Source organism: Jiangella asiatica (assembly GCF_004349065.1).
GTDB classification, from domain to species: Bacteria; Actinomycetota; Actinomycetes; order Jiangellales; family Jiangellaceae; genus Jiangella; species Jiangella asiatica.
Genome location: NZ_SMKZ01000032.1, coordinates 30,697 through 52,758, shown reverse-complemented (window position 1 = coordinate 52,758; position 22,062 = coordinate 30,697). Strand labels below are relative to the sequence as shown.

Below are 22,062 nucleotides of genomic sequence, written 5' to 3'. Positions count from 1 at the left end.
CATGCTGTCAAACTCCCGATCGGGACGACATCTTATTCGTATCACGAACCATATTAGTTCGTGACCCGAACCGCAACTCGCCGGGTGCTGGCCGTGATCATCAACGGTTGGCGACACTATGACGTCGCCAACCGTTGATGATCATGGGGACGTGGTGATGAGGTCGCGGGCCAGAGCCACGACCGGGTCGATGCTGACCTGGTAGTTGCCCAGGACGATCGCCACCCAGTCCAGGTCAGGGAAGACGTCGAGGTTCACCGCGCGGCCCGGGCCGCTGCCGGAGTGTCCATACACGCGGTCCCCGTTGACGATGGCGCAGCCGTGCCCGTAGCCGTAGAACCCCTGGTCCGTTGGCAGCTCGGGCTTCTCCGGCGTCGGCGTCTTCGGGCCGGTGATCAGGTTGGCGTAGGGCGGGTCCAGCAGGGTCTCGCCGTCGGTGAGGGCCTGGGAGAACGTGAGCAGGTCCGCGACGGTGGAGCTGGCGCCCTCGTCGGGCCCGCCGATGTACCGGAAGTGGTCTTCGGTGGTGTAGTCGACCCACCCGTCGTTCGTCCGCCGGTAGAGCCGGGCGATGCGGTCGTCCGCGTGGATCTCCGGCTGCGTGTAGAAGTCGGTGTCGCGCAGCTTCGCCGGCTCGAAGACGTTCTCGCGGACGTAGTCGTGGAACGGCCGGCCGGAGGCGGCGGCGACGATCGCGCCCAGCAGGAAGAAGCCGTCGTTGCTGTACTGGAAGGTGCTGCCCGGCGGGAGGTCGGTCCGGTCCAGCGCCCGGAGGATGTCCATACGGGCGTCCCAGGTCTCCTCGACGCCGTCGGGCGCCGGGGGCGGCGGGGGACCGCCCTGCGTCGGCGGGCGGCCGAAGCCGGAGGTGTGGGTGAGCAGGTGGTGGACCGTGACGGCGTCGGCGACGGCGGGTGCGAAGCCGTCCAGGTAGGCACCGACGGTGTCGTCCAGGCGCACGATCTTGCGCTGGACGAGCTGGGCGACCGCGACGGCGGTGAACGACTTCGTCATCGACGCGAGGTCGAAGCGGGTGCTGGTCCGGTTCGGCACGCCGGTCTCCTTGTTAGCCATGCCGTAGGAGCGGGTCAGCACCGCGCGGCCGCGGTGGCAGAGTCGCACCGTGCCGGAGAACTCGTCGTCGGCCGCGCGCTGGGCGAGGAAGCGGTCGAGCGCGCCGCCGGGTCGCAGGTCCTTGGGCACCGAACCACCACCGCCGGCGTGCGCCGGCACGACGGTGGCGGTGGAGACCGCGGCGGTGGCGCTCAGAGCCGTCGCGGCCACGCCGAGCACGGCTCGTCGCGACGGTCGTCGTTCCGGCAGAGGGGAGGCATCGGTCGTGTCGGTCATTGTGGCGTCTCCCGTGGGGTCGGATGGGTCGCCATCACGATCCCGGCGGCGGATGAGACGTGTCTAAGGGCCTTCTAAGAGCGCGCTGAGAGCCCGCCGATCGGCGCGATTCGCCCAACGGCGTCGTTCTCGTGGTACACGTACTCGCCGCCGTGATCGACTGAGGCCGGGCGGCGAGCCGTCAGTCGGTGCCGAACTCCATGGCGGCCCGGTCCAGGGCTTCGTCGGGGTCGACGCCGCCGCGGGAGGCGATGGCTTCGGCGCCGCCTTCGGGCAGCTCGCCGACCAGGTCGATGTGGGTGGCCGCGCCCAGCAGCTCGGCGTGACCGGTGCCGACCATGCCGAAGCCGGCGTACTGCTCGAGCTTGGCGCGCGAGTCGGCGATGTCGAGGTTGCGCATGGTGAGCTGGCCGATGCGGTCCAGCGGGCCGAACGCGGAGTCCGCGGTGCGCTCCATCGACAGCTTGTCCGGGTGATAACTGAGCGCCGGGCCGGTGGTGTCGAGGATCGAGTAGTCCTCGCCCCGCCGCAGCCGCAGCGTCACCTCGCCGGTGACGGCGGAGCCGACCCACCGCTGCAGCGACTCGCGCAGCATCAGCGCCTGCGGGTCCAGCCACCGGCCCTCGTACATGAGCCGGCCCAGCCGGCGGCCCTCGGCGTGGTAGTTGGCGACGGTGTCCTCGTTGTGGATCGCGTTGAGCAGCCGCTCGTACGCCACGTGCAGGAGCGCCATGCCCGGCGCCTCATAGATGCCGCGGCTCTTGGCCTCGATGATCCGGTTCTCGATCTGGTCGGACATGCCCAGCCCGTGCCGGCCGCCGATGGCGTTGGCCTCCATGACGAGCTGGACCGGCGAGGCGAACTCGGCGCCGTTGACGGTGACCGGCCGGCCCCGCTCGAAGCCGATGGTGACGTCCTCGGGCGCGATCTCCACGGCTGGGTCCCAGAACCGCACGCCCATGATCGGCTGCACCGTCTCGATGCCGGTGTCGAGGTGCTCCAGGGTCTTCGCCTCATGGGTGGCGCCCCAGATGTTCGCGTCGGTGGAGTAGGCCTTCTCGGCGCTGTCGCGATACGGCAGGTCGTGCTTGCGCAGCCACGCGCTCATCTCGTTCCGGCCGCCGAGCTCGCCGACGAAGGCGGCGTCGAGCCACGGCTTGTAGATGCGCAGGCTCGGGTTGGCGAGCAGGCCGTACCGGTAGAACCGCTCGATGTCGTTGCCCTTGAACGTCGAGCCGTCGCCCCAGATCTGGACGTCGTCCTCGAGCATGGCCCGCACCAGCAGCGTGCCGGTGACCGCGCGGCCCAGGGGAGTGGTGTTGAAGTACGACCGGCCGGCGGAGCGGATGTGAAAAGCGCCGCAGGTCAGCGCGGCCAGCCCTTCCTCGACGAGTGCGGCGCGGCAGTCGACCAGTCGGGCGATCTCGGCACCGTACAGCTTGGCCCGCCCCGGCACGGAGTCGATGTCCAGCTCGTCGTACTGCCCGAGGTCGGCGGTGTAGGTGCAGGGCACCGCACCCTTGTCACGCATCCAGGCGACCGCCACCGAGGTGTCGAGGCCGCCGGAGAAGGCGATGCCGACCCGCTCGCCGACGGGCAGGGAGGTGATGACCTTGGCCATGAGCAAAAGTATGCAGCACTCTGCATGGTCATGCAAACCCGCCTTGGTGCGCACGAGACCGAGGCGCTCGGGTCGCGTCCAGGAGCGGTGCGGCGACGTCGAGCTCGTGACCGCCCTCGTCCGCTCGGTCAGGCCCCGTACGTCGATCACCGACATGGGCGAGATCGTGGCGGGCCGGGCTGGCCGGTTTCTCAGAGCGTCTGGGAGAACTCTGTGAACATTGCGTCCCACGCCCGGTTGATCATGGAGTAGATCAGGGTTCCCAGCGACCCGGAAGCTGATTTACTCCATGCTCAACGAGCCAGGGGTGGCCGTCGCGGTCGGCGACTCACAGGAACCCGAAGAAGCGCGGTGATTAGGTCGTTCGATCCAACAAATCCTGTTATCAGATCGTGACGACGGTGTGTCGAACGGTCTGTCAACAAGCTGTTAGCGTTCACAGCCAACTGTGATCGCTCGGGGGTCGTGACGCCCGGTTTCGAGAGGGAGGGCCCTGTGAACAGACGATTCGTGGCGGTGATCGGCGGTGCCGTTCTGGCGCTGACGGTGGCGGCCTGCGGCGGCGAGGGCGCCGGCAGCGGCGACGAGGAGTCTGCCGCGCCGGAGGACCGCGTCATCGGGGTGTCCATGCCGACACAGACTTCGGAGCGGTGGATCGCCGACGGCGATTCGGTGCGCGAGCAGCTGGAGGAGCTGGGATACCAGGTCGACCTGCAGTACGCAGGCGACGACATCCCCACCCAGTCGCAGCAGGTCGACCAGATGATCACCCAGGGCGCCGACGTCCTGATCATCGCGGCCATCGACGGCACCGCTCTGAGCAGCCAGCTGCAGGCCGCCGCCGACGCTGACATCCCGGTCATCGCCTACGACCGGCTGATCCGCGACAGCGAGAACGTCGACTTCTACGTCAGCTTCGACAACTACCGGGTCGGCGTCGCCCAGGCCACCGCGCTGCTGGTGGGCCTCGGACTGCAGACCGAGGACGGCTCGCCCGGCACGGCCACCGGCCCGTTCAACATCGAGCTGTTCGCCGGCTCGCTGGACGACAACAACGCGCACTTCTTCTTCGACGGCGCCATGGACACGCTCCAGCCGTTCATCGACGACGGCTCGCTGGTGGTGAAGTCCGGGCAGATGGACATCGAGCAGGTGGCCATCCTGCGCTGGCAGCAGGAGACCGCCCAGCGGCGCATGGAGGATCTGCTGACCTCCAGCTACAGCGACGGGTCCCGGGTCGACGGCGTCCTGTCGCCGTTCGACGGGTTGTCGCGGGGCATCCTCACCGCGTTGCAGAACGCCGGCTACGGCGCCGCGGCAAACCCGATTCCGGTCGTGACCGGCCAGGACGCGGAGATCGCCTCGGTCAAGCTGATTAACGACGGTGTGCAGAACTCGACCATCTTCAAGGACACCCGGCTCCTGGCCGAGCAGGCCGTCATCGCGGCCGAGGCGTTCCTGGAGGGCGAGGAGCCGGAGGCCAACGACACCGAGACCTACGACAACGGCGTCAAGGTGGTCCCGTCGTACCTGCTGCCGGTCGAGACCGTGTACCGCGACGACATCCAGCCGATCCTCGTCGATTCCGGCTACTACACGGCCGAGGAGGTCGCCGCCGGCCAGACCGAGGGCTGAGAACTCCATCGCCGCGACGTCTGGAGACGTGCGCACCCGCGTGGACCGCGGGCGGGCGTGCACACGTCTTCAGACGTGGCGGCTCGGCACATGATGAGGACGCCGATGAACGACACGATCCTGGAGATGCGCGGCATCACGAAGACCTTCCCGGGCGTGACGGCGTTGGAGGACGTCGCGCTCGTGGTCCGCCGCGGAGAGATTCACGCGATCTGCGGCGAGAACGGCGCCGGCAAGTCGACCTTGATGAAGGTGCTGTCCGGGGTGCACCCGGCCGGCTCGTACGACGGCGAGATCGTCTACGACGGCGAGACGGTGGCCTTCAACGGCATCCGCGACAGTGAGTCCATGGGCATCGTGATCATCCATCAGGAGCTCGCCCTGGTGCCGTACCTGTCGGTCGCGGAGAACATCTTCCTCGGCAACGAGCGCCGCGGCCGGGGCGGCCTGATCGACTGGAACCGCGCCAACGCCGAGGCGGCGTCGCTGCTGTCGTCGGTGGGCCTGGTGGAAAACCCGGTGACGCCGGTCATCCAGCTCGGGGTCGGCAAACAGCAGCTGGTGGAGATCGCGAAGGCGCTGTCGAAAGAGGTCCGGCTGCTGATCCTGGACGAGCCGACCGCCGCGCTCAACGACACCGACTCCGCGCACCTGCTCGACCTGCTGCGCCGGCTCCGCGACCAGGGGATCACCTGCATCATGATCTCCCACAAACTGGGCGAGATCACCGAGATCGCCGACTCCATCACGGTGTTGCGCGACGGCCGCACGGTCGAGACCCTGGCCATGGACTCCGGCGACGTGACGCAGGAGCGGATCATCCGCGGCATGGTCGGACGCGACCTGGAGAGCTTCTACCCCGACCGCACGTCGGACCCGGGCGAGGAGGTGCTGCGGATCGAGGACTGGACGGTGTGGCATCCCACCCAGAACCGCAAGGTCGTCGACGGCGCCGCGCTGAACGTCCGCGCCGGCGAGGTCGTCGGGATCGCCGGCCTCATGGGCGCCGGCCGGACCGAGCTGGCGATGAGCGTGTTCGGTCGCTCGTACGGGCGCGACATCACCGGCCGCCTGTTCGTCCGCGGCCGCGAGGTGAAGGCCCGCTCGGTGGCCGAGGCGATCGAGCACGGCATCGCCTACGCCACCGAGGACCGCAAGCGCTACGGGCTCAACCTCATCGAGGACGTCCGGCACAACGTCTCGGCGGCGGCGCTGGGCAAGCTGTCGCGGCGCGGGTGGGTGAACGGCAACGAGGAGATCAAGATCGCCGAGGAGAGCCGGCGCGACTTGAACATCCGCACCTCCAGCGTCATGACCGCCGTCGGGAAGCTCTCCGGCGGCAACCAGCAGAAGGTCGTGCTGTCCAAGTGGCTGTTCGCCGACGCCGACGTGCTGATCCTCGACGAGCCGACCCGCGGCATCGACGTCGGCGCGAAGTTCGAGATCTACACGATCATCAACCGGCTGGTGGCCGCCGGGAAGGCGGTCATCGTGATCTCGTCGGAGCTGCCCGAGCTGCTGGGCGTCTGCGATCGTATCTACACCCTCGCCGCCGGACGCATCACCGGTGAGGTCCCGGTCGGCGAGGCCACCCAGGAGCACCTCATGGAACTGATGACGAAGGACAAGGAGCGCGTCGGATGACCAGCACCCAGCGCCCCGAGGCCGAGGACAAGGCCACGCCCGAGAGCGCCCAGGCCGCCGCCCTGCACACCGGGACCAGCAACCTGCGCACCCTGGTGACGCGCAACCTGCGGCAGAGCGGCATCTACGTCGCCTTCGTCGTCATCGTCGCCCTGTTCGCGATCATGACTGACGGCGTGCTGTTGAGCCCGGGCAACATCACGAACATCGTGCTGCAGTACTCCTACATCCTGGTGCTGGCCATCGGGATGGTGATCGTCATCATCGCCGGGCACATCGATCTGTCGGTCGGGTCGGTCGTGGCGCTCACCGGGGCGGTCTCGGCCGTGCTGGTCATCCAGCAGGGCTACACGTGGTGGGTCGGCATCATCGCGGCGCTGGTCGTGGGTGTCGCGGTCGGTGCCTGGCAGGGCTTCTGGGTCGCCTACATCGGCATCCCGGCGTTCATCGTCACGCTGGCCGGCATGCTGCTGTTCCGCGGCCTGACGCTGCAGGTGCTGGACAACATCTCGCTGTCGCCGTTCCCGTCCGAGTACCAGCGGGTGGCCAACGGATTTCTCAACGGGTTGATCGGCGGACAGGGCTACGACGCGTTCACGCTCCTCATCGGCGCCGTCGCGGTCGCGGGCTACGCGGTCAGCGGGTTCCGCACCCGGGTGGCGCGCATCCGCTACAACCAGCCGGTGGAGTCGTTCCCGCTGTTCATCGCCCGCGTGGTGGCGGTGGGCGCGGTCATCATGTACTTCGCCTGGCAGCTGGCGCACGCCCGCGGACTGCCGATCGTGCTGATCATCCTGGGCGTCCTCGTGCTCACCTACAGCGTGGTCACCAAGCGGACGGTCTTCGGCCGGCAGGTCTACGCCATCGGCGGCAACCTGTCCGCGGCGATGCTGTCCGGCGTGCGGGTGCGTACGGTGAACTTCTGGATCTTCGTCAACATGGGCTTGCTGTCCGCGGTGGCCGGCGTCATCTATTCCTCGCGGTCCAACGGCGCGCAGCCCGCCGCCGGCAACATGTTCGAGCTCGACGCGATCGCGGCGGCCTTCATCGGCGGTGCGGCCGTGACCGGCGGCGTCGGCACCGTCGTGGGCGCCATGGTCGGCGGCCTGATCATGGCGGTCATGAGCAACGGCATGCAGCTCATGGGCGTCGACCAGTCGATCCAGTCGGTGGTGAAGGGCCTCGTCCTCCTGCTCGCGGTCGCCTTCGACATCTACAACAAGCGCCGCGCCGGCACCTCCCGCTGACCCCGCGGCCGCGTGCTCCGGTGATCATCAACGATTCGTGACATCACTAGGCGTTCTCGCGCTTCACCAGGGTTGCAAGCATGGTGAAGCACACACGATCCTCGTGATGTCAGCGATCGTTGATGATCACGAGGCAAAGTGACGGCGGCGGCAAGGCGCACCTGCTCAGCGCCGCGGACCGCACTGACCGGGCCGGCAGCAACCACGCCGCGGGAGCGGACCGGCCGCCGGGCGGCTTCGCCGACTGGGTACGGCGCAACGTCGCCGCGTTCCGTTGAGCGCAGGGCCCCGTGACGCTGGCGAGTGGTCTAGCGCGGCGGTGCGGTGGAGGTCCGGACGACCAGCTCGGCTGGGCGGGTGATGAGGACGGGGTCGGCGTCGCCGGAGCCGAGGACGCGCCGCAGCAGCAGCTCGGTGGCCTGCTCGCCGACCCGGGCGGCGTCGCTGTCGACGGTGGTGAGCCCGATGCCCGGCAGCTCACCGACGGTGACGTTGTCGAAGCCGGCGATGGACACGTCGCGCGGTACCTCGAGGCCGAGGTCGGCACAGGCCATCAGGCCGCCGAGGGCCATGGTGTCGGTGGCGAAGAAGATGGCGGTGGGCGGCCGCTCGACGTCGAGCAGGCCGCGGGTGGCGGCGCGGCCGCCCTCGATGGTCGACGCGGCCGTGGCCGCGGGGAGCTCGGCCCGGCCGGCCAGGTCCGCCGTCTCCAGCTCGAACCCGCGCCGTCGGTCGGCGAACGGCTTGACCGTGAGCTCGCCACCCACGTGCGCGATGCGCCGGTGGCCCAGGTCGCGCAGGTGCCGGACCGCAGCCCTGGCACCGGCGAGGCTGTCGACGACGACGGTGTCGGCCACCAGCTCCGGCAGGTCGCGGCTGGCCAGCACGATCTGGATGCCCCGTTGCCGCAAATACTCGATGTTGTCGCTCGCCGACCGCACCGCCACCAGCACGACGCCGTCGACCCGGCGGTGTGCCATGGACCGCACGATGTCGAGCTCGCGGGCGGGGTCGTCGCCGGAGCTGCCGAGCACCAGCGTGTACCCGGCGCCCTCGGTGGCGACCTGGATGCTGTGCACCAGCTCCGGGTAGAACTGGCTGCGGATGTCGGCCACGACCAGCCCGATCGTGGTGGTGGCACTGCGGGTCAGGCCACGGGCGAGCGGGTTGGGCTGGAAATCCAGGTCCTGGATGGCCGCCCGGATGCGCTCGCGGGTGGACGGTGCCATGGCGTAGCCGTGCGCGCGGTTGAGGTACTTGGAGACGGTGGCCTTGGTGACACCGGCGCGCTCGGCGACGTCCTTGATGGTGACCCGGGCGGGACCGGTGCGGACGCGCCCCGAGCGCCGCACCTCACCGTCCCCGGCCGGACCGTCGCCGGCCGCCGGTGCGCCGTCGTCGGAGGGCTTCGCGTCGTCCCGCATCGTCTGCACGCTACTGAAAGTACTCGGGGTCCATCGTCTCGACGTCGCCGGCGAGCACGTCGAACGGGATCTGGTCGAGCACGTCGCGCCGGACGTCGACGCCGGGGGCCACCTCAAGCAGCCGCAGCCCGTCGGCGGTGAGCTCGAAGACGGCTCGCTCGGTGACGTAGCGGACGCGCTGACCTCGGGCGACGGACTCCTGGGCGCTGAAGGTGACCTGGGTGACCTCCTTGACGAACTTCGCGTGCCGGCCCTCCGCCTCGACCGTCAGCTCGCCGCCGCCCACCCGCACCCGCGGCCCGCCGGCGGTGAACGTCCCGCAGAACACGACGGTGCGGGCGTTCTGACTGATGTCGACGAAGCCGCCGGTGCCGACGACCCGGTCGCCGAACTTGGACACGTTGACGTTGCCGGTGGCGTCGATCTGGGCGAACCCGAGGAAGGCGATGTCGAGGCCGCCGCCGTCGTAGAAGTCGAACTGCGCCGGCTGGTCGAGGATCGCCTCGGGGTTCGTGGCGACGCCGAAGATGACGCCGCGCGCAGGGATGCCGCCGACAGCGCCCTGCTCGATGGTCGTGGTGAAATCGTCGAGGCGGCCCTCCTCGGCGGCCACCGACGCGATTCCGTCGGCGATGCCCACGCCGAGGTTCACCACGTCGCCGGGCGTGATCTCGGCCAGTGCGCGCCGGGCCACCACCTTGCGCGCGTCCAGGGCGAACGGCGGCAGCGTGGACACCGCGGCCCGTACCTCCCCGGAGAACGCCGGGTTGTACTCGTGCGTCACGACCTGACGCTGCGCCGGATGGTGCACCACGACGTCGACGCAGATTCCGGGCACGGCCACCATTCGCGGGTCCAGGGTTCCGGCCTTCGCCACGTTCTTGACCTGCGCGATGACGGTGCCGCCGCGGTTGCGGGTGGCCTGCGCGATGGCCAGCATCTCCAGCCGGGCGCCCTCCTGTTCGAAGGAGAGGTTGCCGCGCTCGTCGGCGGTCGTGCCGCGGATGAAGCAGACGTCGATGTCGAAGCCGGGGTAGAAGAGCCACTCCCGGCCGGCCAGCTCCACCACCTCGACCATGGTCCGCGGGCTGACGTCGTTGAGCCGGCCGGCCTCGAGCCGCGGGTCGCAGAAGGTCCGAAGCCCGACGTGGGTGACCACGCCCGGCCGGCCGGCCGCGATCTCGCGGAACAGCTGGCTCATGACGCCCTGCGGGAGGTTGTACGCCTCGAGCTCGCCGGCGACGGCCATCGCGCTCATCGCCGGGGCCATGCCCCAGTTGCCGGCGACGACGGAGCTGACCAGGCCGCGCTGGGCGAGGTGGTCCATGCCGCCGCCCTGACGGTCGCCGATGCCGGTGGTGTGCACCAGCTGCAACCCGCGCGGCGACCCGGTCTCGCGGTGGCGCCGGCCCAGCGCCGCCAGCAGCGCGTCGGGCTCCAGCAGCCCGCCGCCGGACCCGCCGACCGCCAGCGTCTGCCCGTCCCGCACCAGGTCCGCCGCCGCCTCCGCGGTGAGGAACCTGATCTGCCGCCGCCCGGTCATGCCATCACACCGCCGCCGTTGAGGTGCAGCGTCTGCCCGTGGAGGAGCTCGGCGCCAGGCCCGGCGAGGAAGGTGACCGCCGGGCCGACCTCCTCGGGCACGCCGAGCCGGCCGACGACGGAGTCATGGGTGCGCTCGTGCACCCAGTCGCGAGTCGCGTACGGGCGGACCATCGGGGTGTCGATCGGCCCGGGCGCGATGGCGTTCACCCGCACCCGCGGACCGGCCTCGCGGGCCAGCGCCTTGGTGAAGCCGAGCACGCCCGCCTTCGCCGTGGCGTATGCGACGTAGTCGATTGCGCCTTTGAACGCCAGCTGGGAGGAGACGTTCACGATCCGGCCGTGGGAGGCGAGCATCCCGGGCAGGACGTGCCGGGTGACGACGAAGACGCCGTCGAGGTCGGCGCCGAGAGTGCGCCGCCAGTCGTCCAGGCTGGAGTCGGCGATGCGGCGCGGCTCCATGAACCCGGCGTTGTTGACCAGGACGGTGATGGTGCCCAGCGCCTCCCGGACCGTCTGGACCGCGGCGGCGACCTCGTCCCACGACGTGACGTCGGCGCCGACGGCGACGGTGCGGACACCGTGGCCGGCCAGCTCGTCGGCCAGCGCGGTCGCCTCGGCCTCCTGGTCGAGGTGGTGGACGGCGACGTCCGCGCCGGCGCGGGCCAGGTCGCGGCAGATCGCGACGCCCAGCGCCCCGGTCGCCCCGGTGACCAGGGCGACCTCGCCGGCGAGCGGGCGGTCGTGCGTCATGGCCGGTCCTCCAGGATGCTGGCCGCTGGCCGCGGCGCGAGGTACGGATCGTCGTCGGCGCCGTCGTCGACGAACGCCGTCAGGGGTTCGCCGCGGGCCAGCATGCGCAGCGCGCGCCGCCCGAGCATGGTCTCGTGGATCTCGCTGGTGCCGTCGAAGATCTGGGTGACCTTGGCGTCGCGGTGCATGCGGTTGACGTCCTCGCCGACAACGACGCCCAACGCGCCGTGGATCTGCATCGCCTCGTCGGTGTGCCGGCGGGCGGCGTCGGCGGCGAACATCTTGGCCATGGACACCACGTCCTGGTCACCGCCGCCGCCGCGGGCGAAGGACTGCGCGGCGCGCCGGGTCAGCTCGCGGGCGGCGCGGTAGTCCGCGGCCATCCGGCCGAGCTTGCGCTGGATGATCGCGAGGTCGCCGATCGGCCGGCCGAACGCCTGCCGTGCGTTGGCCCGGGCCAGGCCGGCCAGCAGCGAGCCGCGCAGCAGGCCGCACGCGTATGCGGCGGCGTCGATGCGGGCCATGTTGAGCCCGTCCATCATGCCGGCGAAGCCCTCGACGTCCAGGCGGTCCGCGGCCGGCACCCGAACCCCGTCGAACAGCAGCTCGCCGTTGGGCATCCCGCGGAAGCCGGACAGCTCAGGGCCTGGCCGGCCGGTGGCTCCCGGCGCGGCCAGGTCGACGACGAGCGCGGCCATCGGCGCGTCGCGGTCGGCCGTCCCCAGCTTCGCCAGGACGATCGCGAAGTCGGCCACTGGTGCGAACCCGACCCAGCACTTGTGGCCGCTGAGCAGGTAGTCGTGACCGTCGGGGACGGCGACGGTGGACAGCGCGCGCACGTCGGTGCCGGCGTCGGGCTCGGTGATCGCGAACGACCCGTAGGCGCGCGCGTCCAGCGCCGGCTCCAGCCAGCGGCGGGCCACGTGCGCGGGCGCGTACTTGGCCAGCAGGTATGCCGACAGCCGGGAGCCGGCGATACCGAGTGCCACGGCCGGGCTGTGCACCGAGATGCGCTCGGTCACCTCCCGGGCCAGGTCCATCCGGGAGGCGTCGAGCGAGCCGGCGTCGTCGTGGAGGATCCGCTGCAGCCCGAGCCTCGCGGCCTCGGCCAGCAGGTCCGGGAAGAAGGCCGCCTCGGTGTCGATGCGCCGCGCGGCCGGGCGTACCCGCGTCTCGATGAGGTCGTCGACCGCATCCAACATCACGCCTCCTCGTCGGGTGGGTAGCAGTAGAGGACGTGGACGCCGACGAGGCACACCTCGCCGTCCTGCCGGGTCGCCGTCATCGTGGCGAACGCCTTGCGCGCGCCGGCGTCGACGCGGTCGACGACGTAGTCGACGGTGACCGTGTCGCCGAGGTACACCGGGCGCAGGAACCGCACCCGGTCGTAGCCGTAGGAGACGGCCGTGACGTCGTGCGCCGTGCACAGCCGGGCCGCCGCGGTCGACGTCAGCCCGAGGGTCAGGACCCCGTGCGCGATACGGCGGCCCTGCGGCCGTGTCTTCATGTACTCGTCGTCGACGTGCTGCGGCGCGAAGTCGCCGGTGATGCCGGCGAACAGGCCGACGTCGGACTCGGTGACGGTCTTGCGGAAGGTGCTGCGCGCGCCCAGCGGCGGCAGCCACGGTGCCGTCGTCATCGCCCGGCCCTCCCGTCCGCCGGAACCTCCACGACGCCGTCGGCCAGCAGCTCGTCGACGTCCAGGCCGAGCTCGACCAGCAGTTCGACGGTGTGTTCGCCCAGCAGGGGAGCGGGCCGGCGGGCCGGCAGGGTCTGGCCGTCGAGCGTGATCGGGTTGCCGACCAGCTCGACCGTGCCCGCCACCGGGTGCTCGACCTCCAGTCGGCGCCGGTCCCAGCGCACATACGGGTCGGTGGTCATGCTTTGGTGGTCGTTGACCGGCGCGCACCAGACACCGGCGGCGTCGAGCGCGTCGAGCACGTCCCGCGTCGCCCGCGTCGCGACCAGCCCGGCGACCAGGGCGTTGAGCTCGTCGCGGCCGGCGGTGGCAGCCTCCTTGTCCGGGAAGCGTTCCAGGAGGTCCGGCGCGCCGAGACCGTCGGCCAGCGCCTCCATCGTCGCCAGCGAGACGGCGACGTACCCGTCGACGGTGGCGTGCACACCGTAGGGCGCCTCGATGTAGGCGCTGCCGGGAACGGTCGAGCGGCGTGGCGGCTCGCCGGAGTTCACGGCCGCGACCACCTCCTGGACGGTTTGGTGCAGCATCGCGCCGACCAGGTCCACCTCGACCAGGCGCCCCCGCCCGGTGTGCTCGCGTTCCAGCAGCGCCGCGGTGGCGCCGAGCGCGAGCATGGTCGCGGCGTGCACGTCGGCGACGAACGGGCCGCACGGGGTGGGCATGTCGTCGGCGGTGCCGGTGAGCCACAGCGTGCCGGTACGGGCCTGGGCGAGCAGGTCCTGGCCGGGCTTGCGCGGGTCCGGCACGTCGGAGCCGTATCCGCTGGCGGTGCAGTAGACCAGCCGCGGGTTGAGCTCGCGCACGCGCTCCCAGCCCAGGCCCAGCCGCTCCATGACGCCGGGCCGGAAGTTCTGGATCAGGACGTCGGCGGTGGCCAGCAGCGCCTCCGCGACCCGGACCCCGGCCTCGGTCTTGAGGTCCACGGCGAGCGAGCGCTTGTTGCGGTTCATGGCCAGGAACTGCGCGCTGATGCCGTCCAGGAACGTGGTGCCGGACTGCCGGCCGCGTTCGCCGGTGCCCACCACCTCGACCTTGATGACGTCGGCGCCGAGGTCGGCGAGCATCTCCGCGGCCCACGGCCCCTGCATCATGTGCGCGAAGTCGAGGACCCGCACGCCGGACAGCGGGAGGTTCCGCACGCCGCTCACTTCCCGTCGAAGACCGGCCGGCGCTTCTCCAGGAAGGCCGATGTGCCCTCCCGGAGGTCGTGCGTCGGCAGGGTCTCCTCGACGAGGGCGACCAGCGCCCGGCGGACCTTGGGCAGCCCGACGGTCACCAGCTCCTCGTTGAGGAACCGCTTGGTCATCCGGATCGCGTGCGGCGAGGCGGCGCGGATGCGCTCGACGGTGGCGGTGACCTCGGCCTCCAGGTCGTCGGGCGGGACGACCCGGTTGACGATGCCGAACCGGCGCGCCTCGTCCGCGTCGAGGCGATCCATCTCGAAGGCCAGCTCGCCGGCGAGCTTGCGGCCGCTGACGTGCGGCGCGACCCCGACGGCGACGGTGGGCCAGGCACCGATGCGCCCCTCCGGCAGGCTGAACGTGGCCGCGTCGGAGGCGACGGCGAGGTCGCTGACAAGGACCAGCTCGCAGCCGCCGCCGAACGCCAGCCCGTTGACCGCCGCGATCACCGGGTACGGGTGGGTGGCGATCGCCTCGATGGTCCCGTACAGCCCGCCGAGGAAGAAGTCCATGCCCTGCTCGGGGGTGGCGTGCTCCTGGAAGGTGGTGATGTCGTCACCGGCGCAGAAGGCTCGACCCGTCCCGGTCAGCACCACCGGTCCGGCGGCTTCGACGGCCGCCCGGCCCAGGTGGTCGGTGAGGGCGTGCCACCCGGACAGGTCGAGCGCGTTGAGTTTCTCCGGGCGCTCGATCCGGAGCCAGGCGGTGCCCTCGCGGACCTCGTAGGTCACGTACATGCTGTCCCTTCCCGCGGCCGTTGGCCGACGGCGTCGTCGCGTGCGGTGTGCGTTGGGTGATGGCGTCTGTTACTTGATGGCTCCCGCGCCCCAGCCCGCGACCAGATAGCGCTGGACGAACAGGAACGCGATGAGGACGGGCACGTTGATGAGGACCGCGGCTGCCATGAGCAGCGGCCAATCCTGCAGGCTGGCGTTGTAGAGGTCGTGCAGCGCGATCGGCAGGGTCTTGAGCTCCTCCTGCGTGATGAGCACCCGGGCGAACAGGTAGTCCTCCCAGGCCAGTAGGAACGTGAACACCGAGACGGCGATCAGCCCCGGCGCGGCCTGCGGCAGGACGACGTACCACGCGCTCTTGGCCCGGTTGGCGCCGTCGACGAACGCCGCCTCCTCCAGCTCGGCCGGAATCGCGCGGAAGAACGGCTGGAGCAGCCACAGGCTGAACGGCACCCCGAACGAGGCGTAGGCCAGGATCATGCCGAGATAGCTGTTGATCAGGCCTACCTCGCGGAACATGCCGTACAGCGGCACCACGATGACGATCGGCGCGAACGTGTACGCGTAGAGGATGGCAGTGCTGAACGCGCGGCTGCCGGGGAACGGGAAGCGGGTCAGGCCGTAGGCGGCCAGCGCGGAGACCGCCACCGACACCACCGTCGCGCCGGTGGCGATGATGAGGCTGTTCTTGGCGTAGGTGAGGAAGTTCGTCGTCTCGAACAGCCGCTCGAAGCCGCTGAAGTCCGGTGCGGTGGTGAAGAACCGCGGCGGGAACGAGAACAACTCGGTCCCGGGCTTCACCGAGGTCAGCGCCATCCAGTAGAACGGGAACCCGTTGACCAGGACCAGCACGACGATGCCGATCAGCAGGTACCAGCGGACCCGGGCGACGCGGCGCAGCGCGGTGGTCATGCCGTCTCCTCCCTCTGCCGGTACAGCGTTCGCAGGTAGACGGTGGTGAAGATCATCAGCAGGACGAAGAGGATCATCGCGACGGCGGCGCCGGAGCCCAGCCGGGCCTCGCCGAAGATCCGCTGGAACGTCAGAACCGGCAGCGTGCGCACTTCGGTCCCGGTCCCGGCGAACAGGTACACCACGTCGAACTTGGTGAACATGAACATGAAGCGGAGCAGGATCAGCGTGTAGAGCACCGGCTTCAGCTCCGGCAGCACTATGCTCCAGAACCGCCGCCACGCCCCGGCGCCGTCGACGGTGGCCGCCTCCAGCGTCGACGGGTCGATGGTCTGCAGTCGGGCGAGCACGCTGATGACGATGAACGGCGTGAACATCCACACCGACACCACGACCAGCGACCAGAAGATGAAGCTCGGGCTGAGCAGGTTCGGTGGCTCCGACCCCGGCCAGACCTTGTCGATGGCCCATGAGTAGGCGCCGGTGGTCGGGTCCAGCAGCCACCGCCACACCAGCGCCACCACGATCGACGGGACCATGTAGGGCGCCAGTGCCACCAGGCGCACCACGCCGCGGCCGCGGAAGCGCTGGTGCAGCAGCAGCGCGATGAGCACGCCCAGCACCAGCTGCAGCCCGACAGTCAGCCCGGCGTACCAGACGGTCGTGCGCACGCTGTCCCAGAAATGCGGGGCGCGCAGCAGGGCCACGTAGTTGTCGAACCCGACCGAGCCGAACTTCGGCAGGTAGGCGTGGGCGTCGGTGAAGCTGAGCCGCACCAGGTAGGCGATCGGCGCGGCGATCACACCCAGCACGAGGAAGAAGGCGGGGCTCAGCAGCAGCGCGCCCCAGAACCAGCCCGGCATGCGCCGGCCCTGGTGTCCGGGCCCACGCGGCCCGGCGGCGCTCGCTCCCGGCTGGCGGTCCGTCGTCGTTCGCGTCAGAGACATCGTCGATCCCTTCGCGCGTGGTCGAGTCGTGGGGGTCGGTGTGGTCAGTCGTCGTGGTCAGTCTTCGTAGAGGGGGGAGAGCAGTTCGTCGGCCCGGCCCTGGGCCACGTTCAGTGCCTCGTCGATGTCCTTGTCGTTCTCGACGACGTCCATCACCATGTCGACGAGGATCTCCGAGCCGTACAGGTCGCTCAGGTACGGCAGCTCCAGGTCGGAGGGCTGCGTGACCATCAGCGGGAGGGCTCGGCCGGAGGCGAGGGTCTCGCGCTGCTGGTCGATCCAGAAGCTCCAGGTGCCCACCTCCGGCAGCGCCCGGTACGCGGGGTCGTCGAAGGTGGATCCCCGCACCGGCAGCAGCTGGGTCGGCACCGACCCGATCCAGCGCAAGTAGTTCTGCTGCTCGTAAAAGAACTTCAGGAAGTCCGCGGACGCCTCCGCGTCGGGGGAGTCGCGGAAGACGACCCACGGCTCGGCGTCGAGCTGGGTGATCCAGTCGTCGCCGGACGGGCCGACCGGCCGGTTCGGCGCGACCTTGATGTCCTCGCCCGGCACCAGGTCTGGTGCCTGGTCCTCGAACGTGTACGTGGCTCGCCCGAAGGAGAAGATCGTGGCGGCCTCGCCCAGCGCCAGGGCGCTGAGGCTGTCCGCGTACGGTTGCGACGACCACGCCGGCGACAGCGCGCCGCTGTCGCGCAGCTCGACCCAGTACTCCAGCACCTCACGCATCTCCTGCGTGTCGATGGTGACGTGGCCGTTCTCGTCGAAGAGGTGGCCGCCGTTCGAGCCGAGCCATTGATAGACCTCTTCGTTGACGTTGTGCGCGGCGTCGCCGGCGAGCATCAGGCCGTGCGCGTCGTCGTTGGCCTCCGAGACCGCCGACCACTGCTCGACCGAGTCCTCCCACGTCTTCACGTCCTCGGGGGTGCCGGTGCCCGCGGCGTTCGCGTACAGGTCGGCGCGGTATACGACGCTGTCGGTACCCCACGCGTGCACCACGCCGTAGTCGTGGCCGTCGGGCAGCGCGAACATCTCACGCAGCTGCGGCAGGTAGTCCTCGCCAAGGGAGTCCACGACCTCGTCGAGCGGCTGCAGCAGGTCCTGGGCGTACAGGCTGCGCACGAACATCGGCTCGACCTGGGTGATCTCCGGCAGGTCGCCGGCGGCGAGCGCGGCCTGCAGCTTCACCTGCAGGTCACCCCAGGCGACGGACTCCTGGGTGACGGTCACGCCGGGGTTGGCGGCCTCGTAGTCGGCGATGATCTCGTTCATCGCCTCGACGGTGGTCGGCGTGGACTCGGTGTGCCAGACGGTGATCTCGATCTGGCCGTCCTCGGCGCTGGACTCGCCGGCGCAGGCGGCCAGGACCAGCGACAGCCCGGCGGCGATCAGCGTCGCGCATCGACCCTTCGCGCGCATGTGGCCTCCTTTGGCGACATCGTGCGGACATCGTGCGGTAGGCGGTGGACGGGCCGCGTCGTGGGCCCGTCGCCCGCGTCGGTTCCCGTGTCGGCGATCGGCACGGAAACCGGTATCCATGCATCGGTGCCTATGTTGGACACCGGTTTCCGTCGTGTCAACACCTGAAGCCGAGTTCGTGGGTTCACCGGGCGATCCGGGGAGGTCGGGCGGCGCCAGGCTGGTCCGGACCGCGCGGGCGCGCTCGGTCCGAATCGCCCCGCATAGTAGGTTCGAGCGAGGCAGACTGGGAGGTGGGCGGTGGCCGACGCACCGGGTGACGGCGATGCCGGCGAGCACGGCGGCTCGCACGGCTACATCACGCGCAAGGACGACTACCTCAAGCGGCTCAGCCGCATCGAGGGGCAGGCACGGGGTCTGCAGCGCATGGTGGAGCAGGAGAAGTACTGCATCGACATCCTCACCCAGGTGTCGGCGATGACGAAGGCGCTGGAGTCGGTGGCGCTCGGGCTGCTCGAGGAGCACCTGGCGCACTGCGTGGTCGAGGCCGCGCGCTCCGGCGGCCCGGAGGCCGACATCAAGGTGAAGGAGGCGTCGGACGCCATTGCCCGTCTCGTCCGCTCCTGACACCGTCGCGCCCGGTCGACGGGGTCAGCGACGGCCACGCGGGACGAGGAAGCGGCGCAGCGCGGCAGGGCCGACTCCGTCGTCATCCCCGGCCGGTGCCCGCCAGCCTTCGCAGGACGACGGCGAACCTGGCCGGCGCGGCGCGCAGGCGGTAGCGGGGCAGCTCGCCCGGCCCGCAGGAGGCACTGCCGATGCCGTGCTGGGCGACGTCGAGGGTGACGAAGACGTGCTCGCGCGGGTGGAGCTCGTGGTGGTGCCTGGCCGCGTCGAGGTCCTCGGTGGTCCACCGCCGAGCGGTCAGCCCGAAGACCGGGTCGCCGACGACCTCGAGCCCGGCGCCGGTGCTCGCGTCGGTCAGGGTGGCGTGCCGGACGTCGATGCGGTGGCCGTTCTCCTGCGGGAACACGTACGGCGTCTGCAGTGCGTCGACCGTCGCCCCGTGGTTGCCGACCCGCGCGGCCTGCCGAATGTCGGGATACGCCTCACCCGGCCCGGGGCCGAACCAGCGGACCAGGCCGAGGTGGGCGGGGATGGCCAGCCGCAGACCCAGCCGGGGGAGCGGCAGGTCCGGCCACGGGCCGTCCGGCACGACGTCGAGCTCGAGCCGGACCGCGGCGTCACCGACCGCCGTCCAGCGGTAGATGGCCAGCAGCGCGAACGCCTCGGCGGCCGGCGCCACCCGGGTGCGCACGACCAGCGCGTCGCCATCCGCGGCGACGTCGATGCCTTCGGTGCGGTGGTGCATCCGGTGGAAGCCCTTGCGGCGCCAGGCCGCGGCGTTGGCGGCGGCCTGGGCGGAGTCGTTGTCGGTCGGTGCCCGCCAGATGTCGAGTCGCGGGCCTTCGAGGTCGAGGTCACCGAGCCGGACCAGCCGCCCGGTCGTGGCGTCGAACCGGGCGCCGCCGACGGACGGCGGGTCCATCCGGGCCGCTCCCGCGACGACGGCCGGGCGGCGCGGTGCCGGGGCGCGTAGCCGGCCCTGGCCCCACGCGACCTCGTGGCCGGCGTCCGCCCAGGCAGCGTCGGCGGCAAGCACCGCGCGCACCGTCAGCCAGACCTCGCCGGCGCCATCGGGGATCTCGTCGACCTGCGGGATCAGGGCCGTCAGCGGACTCGTGACGGCCCGGCCGGGCGCGACCGGGTCGAGCTTCAGCGTGCCCCAGGCGGCCGGGGCGCCGGCGGCCTCGATGACCCACTCCCAGGCGTAGCGGCCGGTGTCGGCGACCTCGTGGAGGTTGGTGACCCGCAACGTGCCGGCGTCGGGGTCGAGGTCGATGCGGACCGGTTCGATGATCTTCTTGAGCTCGATGAGCCCAGGGGATGGGGTGCGGTCGGGAAAGACCAGCCCGTCGATGACGAAGTTGCCGTCGTGGAGCTCCTCACCGAAGTCGCCGCCGTAGGCGTAGAACTCCCGGCCCGACGAGTCGCGAGTGCGCAGGCCGTGGTCGATCCACTCCCAGACGAACCCGCCCTGGCAGCGCTCGTACATCTCGAACAGCCTCTGGTACTCCAACAGCCCGCCGGGGCCGTTGCCCATGGCGTGGGCGTACTCGCACAGCACGAACGGCTTGGCCCTGCGCGCGGCGTCGAGGACGGGGTCGTCGAGGGGTTCCTCGATGCGCCGCCCGATTGCCTCGACCTCGGCGTGGTCGGCGTACATGCGGCTGTAGACGTCGGAGCAGACGGTGGTGTGGTCGCCCTCGTAGTGGATGGGCCGGGACGGGTCGCGCTGGCGGGCCCATTCGTACATGGCGACCAGGTTGGCGCCGGCGCCGGCCTCGTTGCCCAGCGACCACATGATGATGCTGGGGTGGTTCTTGTCGCGCTCGACCATCCGGGCCATCCGGTCCAGGTAGGACTCGCGCCAGACGGGGTCGTCGGACGGGTTGCCCTCCCACTTCTCGAAGACGTACCCGTGGGTCTCCAGGTCGCACTCGTCGATGACGTAGAGGCCGTACTGGTCGCACAGGTCCAGGAAGTGCGGGTGCGGCGGGTAGTGGCTGGTGCGCACGGCGTTGACGTTGTGGCGCTTCATGAGCAGCACGTCGTCGAGCATGTCCTGCTCGGTGACCGCGCGGCCGCGGTCGGGGTGGAACTCGTGCCGGTTGATCCCGCGCAGCAGGACCCGCCGCCCGTTGACGGTGAGCACGCCGTCCTCGATGGCCACCGTGCGGAACCCGATGCGCACCGGCACCCGTTCGGCGGCGGTGACCACCTCGCCGTCGTACAGCTGGGGCGACTCGGCGCTCCACGGTCGCACGGTGGGCACCGTGACCGTCTCGCCGGCCGGGACGTCGATGTCCAGCTCGGGGACGACGACGCGCGCGGCCGGCGCGCTGTCCCCGTCGTCGCCGTCGCCCGCGCGGTCGCTGGTGCCGTCGACGTCGACGCGCAGGGTGCCGGCGCCGGTCGCGGCGTCGTAGCCGGCGTGCACGAAGATGTCGGGCACCCCGCCGGCGGGCCGGGCGAGCAGGGTGACGTCGCGGAAGATGCCCGACAGCCACCACATGTCCTGGTCTTCCAGGTAGCTGCCGGCCGACCACTGTTGCACCCGCACCGCCAGCACGTTGTCCGTTCCCGGGCGCAGGACGTCGGTGACGTCGAACTCCGCGGGGAGGCGGCTGCCGGTGGCGGAGCCGAGCTCGGCGCCGTTGAGCCAGACCCGGAAGGAGGAGTCGACGCCGTCGAAGCGCAGCACCGCCGGCCGGCCGGCCCACTCCGGCGGCGGGCGGAAGGTGAGGCGATAGTCACCGGTCGGGTTCTCGTCGGGCACGTTCGGCGCGTCGAGCGGGAACGGGTAGCGCACGTTCGTGTAGGCGGGCCGGCCGTACCCGGCCAGCTGCCAGTGCGACGGCACCGTCAGATGCCCCCATCCGGCGTCGTCGTAGTCCGGCTCCCAACAGCCGTCCGGCGCCGCGGCCACGGCCGGGGCGTGATGAAACCGCCACGCACCGTTCAGCGACAACCGAGGTGCGTTGGAGTCGAACCACGCGCGCGGCGGCAGCACGCCGGCGGTGGGCGCCAGGCCCGCTCGGTGGGAACGATGAGTGCTATGGGGGGCGGGCGTCATGCGTTCACGGCCTCCAGGGGTCGCCGGCCGGCGCCGGGCTGCGCTGAGGACTGTCCAACCTTGCCCGAAGGGACTGACAGTTCGCGCACCGGGTTCCCGGTCCGCGGACGGCGAATCCGTTCCGACGCGGAGCTGAAGCCGGCCCACCTTAGCGTCCGGGCCGGCGGGTCGGTGTCGGCAGGGCTGTTCGCGACCTGGAGGGACCACGGGGTGCGCACCCGGTGGCGTCGCGTGACCGGTCGTGGATCGTTGCCGAGTCC

At 70.8% G+C, this 22,062-nt stretch carries 18 protein-coding genes; 5 read left to right on the top strand and 13 right to left on the bottom strand.

Annotated elements, in window-relative coordinates; genetic code table 11:
• Positions 1-141: 141 nt before the first annotated feature.
• Positions 142-1,350: a serine hydrolase domain-containing protein gene (locus tag E1269_RS20480; protein ID WP_131897967.1), complete on the bottom strand. Its 1,209-nt coding sequence runs from the start codon at positions 1,348-1,350 to the stop codon at positions 142-144.
• A 181-nt stretch (positions 1,351-1,531) separates the two neighbouring features.
• Positions 1,532-2,971 carry an argininosuccinate synthase gene (argG, locus tag E1269_RS20475; RefSeq protein ID WP_131897965.1) on the bottom strand — a complete coding sequence of 480 codons (1,440 nt, stop codon included), beginning with the start codon at positions 2,969-2,971 and terminating at the stop codon, positions 1,532-1,534.
• Positions 2,972-3,466: 495 nt separating this feature from the next.
• Between argG and chvE the strand changes: the two genes are divergently transcribed.
• The 4 genes from chvE (at position 3,467) to E1269_RS32390 (ending at position 7,775) form a co-directional block, all read left to right on the top strand.
• Positions 3,467-4,606: a multiple monosaccharide ABC transporter substrate-binding protein gene (chvE, locus tag E1269_RS20470; RefSeq protein ID WP_131897963.1), complete on the top strand. Its 1,140-nt coding sequence runs from the start codon at positions 3,467-3,469 to the stop codon at positions 4,604-4,606.
• Between the two features lie 105 nt (positions 4,607-4,711).
• On the top strand, positions 4,712-6,250 hold the full coding sequence (mmsA, locus tag E1269_RS20465) for a multiple monosaccharide ABC transporter ATP-binding protein (protein ID WP_131897961.1): 1,539 nt from the start codon (positions 4,712-4,714) through the stop codon (positions 6,248-6,250).
• Positions 6,247-7,497, top strand: coding sequence for a multiple monosaccharide ABC transporter permease (gene mmsB, locus E1269_RS20460; RefSeq protein WP_131897959.1), 1,251 nt, complete (start codon positions 6,247-6,249; stop codon positions 7,495-7,497). Before mmsA ends, mmsB begins: the two co-directional genes overlap by 4 nt.
• A 122-nt stretch (positions 7,498-7,619) precedes the next feature.
• On the top strand, positions 7,620-7,775 hold the full coding sequence (locus E1269_RS32390) for a hypothetical protein (RefSeq protein WP_162606533.1): 156 nt from the start codon (positions 7,620-7,622) through the stop codon (positions 7,773-7,775).
• Positions 7,776-7,805: 30 nt separating this feature from the next.
• Here E1269_RS32390 and E1269_RS20455 read toward each other — a convergent pair whose 3' ends face one another.
• From E1269_RS20455 to E1269_RS20410, 10 genes are all read right to left on the bottom strand, one after another.
• Positions 7,806-8,921, bottom strand: a complete 1,116-nt coding sequence (locus E1269_RS20455; RefSeq protein ID WP_131897957.1) for a LacI family DNA-binding transcriptional regulator — start codon at positions 8,919-8,921, stop codon at positions 7,806-7,808.
• Positions 8,922-8,931: 10 nt separating this feature from the next.
• Positions 8,932-10,464 (bottom strand): acyl CoA:acetate/3-ketoacid CoA transferase, encoded by a 1,533-nt coding sequence (locus E1269_RS20450; RefSeq protein ID WP_131897955.1) that lies wholly within the window; start codon positions 10,462-10,464, stop codon positions 8,932-8,934.
• Complete coding sequence (locus tag E1269_RS20445; RefSeq protein WP_131897953.1) at positions 10,461-11,216, bottom strand: SDR family oxidoreductase; 756 nt, start codon at positions 11,214-11,216, stop codon at positions 10,461-10,463. The genes E1269_RS20450 and E1269_RS20445 overlap by 4 nt, the downstream gene beginning before the upstream one ends.
• Positions 11,213-12,418, bottom strand: coding sequence for an acyl-CoA dehydrogenase family protein (locus tag E1269_RS20440; RefSeq protein WP_131897951.1), 1,206 nt, complete (start codon positions 12,416-12,418; stop codon positions 11,213-11,215). The genes E1269_RS20445 and E1269_RS20440 overlap by 4 nt, the downstream gene beginning before the upstream one ends.
• Positions 12,418-12,855: a MaoC family dehydratase gene (locus E1269_RS20435; protein WP_131897949.1), complete on the bottom strand. Its 438-nt coding sequence runs from the start codon at positions 12,853-12,855 to the stop codon at positions 12,418-12,420. The genes E1269_RS20440 and E1269_RS20435 overlap by 1 nt, the downstream gene beginning before the upstream one ends.
• The gene (locus E1269_RS20430) at positions 12,852-14,054 is read right to left on the bottom strand and encodes a CaiB/BaiF CoA transferase family protein (RefSeq protein WP_131897947.1); all 1,203 of its coding nucleotides are present in this window, start codon (positions 14,052-14,054) and stop codon (positions 12,852-12,854) included. Before E1269_RS20430 ends, E1269_RS20435 begins: the two co-directional genes overlap by 4 nt.
• A gap of 5 nt (positions 14,055-14,059) precedes the next feature.
• Positions 14,060-14,833 (bottom strand): enoyl-CoA hydratase/isomerase family protein, encoded by a 774-nt coding sequence (locus E1269_RS20425; RefSeq protein ID WP_131897945.1) that lies wholly within the window; start codon positions 14,831-14,833, stop codon positions 14,060-14,062.
• A 69-nt stretch (positions 14,834-14,902) separates the two neighbouring features.
• Positions 14,903-15,742, bottom strand: a complete 840-nt coding sequence (locus E1269_RS20420; protein ID WP_131897943.1) for a carbohydrate ABC transporter permease — start codon at positions 15,740-15,742, stop codon at positions 14,903-14,905.
• Positions 15,739-16,689: a carbohydrate ABC transporter permease gene (locus E1269_RS20415; RefSeq protein WP_131897941.1), complete on the bottom strand. Its 951-nt coding sequence runs from the start codon at positions 16,687-16,689 to the stop codon at positions 15,739-15,741. Before E1269_RS20415 ends, E1269_RS20420 begins: the two co-directional genes overlap by 4 nt.
• 57 nt (positions 16,690-16,746) lie before the next feature.
• Positions 16,747-18,105 (bottom strand): ABC transporter substrate-binding protein, encoded by a 1,359-nt coding sequence (locus tag E1269_RS20410; protein WP_162606532.1) that lies wholly within the window; start codon positions 18,103-18,105, stop codon positions 16,747-16,749.
• A 300-nt stretch (positions 18,106-18,405) separates the two neighbouring features.
• Between E1269_RS20410 and E1269_RS20405 the strand changes: the two genes are divergently transcribed.
• A complete protein-coding gene (locus E1269_RS20405; protein WP_131897937.1) occupies positions 18,406-18,732 on the top strand; it encodes a metal-sensitive transcriptional regulator in 327 nt (108 codons plus the stop codon).
• An 82-nt stretch (positions 18,733-18,814) separates the two neighbouring features.
• Here the strand turns inward: E1269_RS20405 and E1269_RS20400 are convergent, their stop codons facing one another.
• Positions 18,815-21,802, bottom strand: a complete 2,988-nt coding sequence (locus tag E1269_RS20400) for a glycoside hydrolase family 2 TIM barrel-domain containing protein (protein ID WP_131897935.1) — start codon at positions 21,800-21,802, stop codon at positions 18,815-18,817.
• Positions 21,803-22,062: the final 260 nt, after the last annotated feature.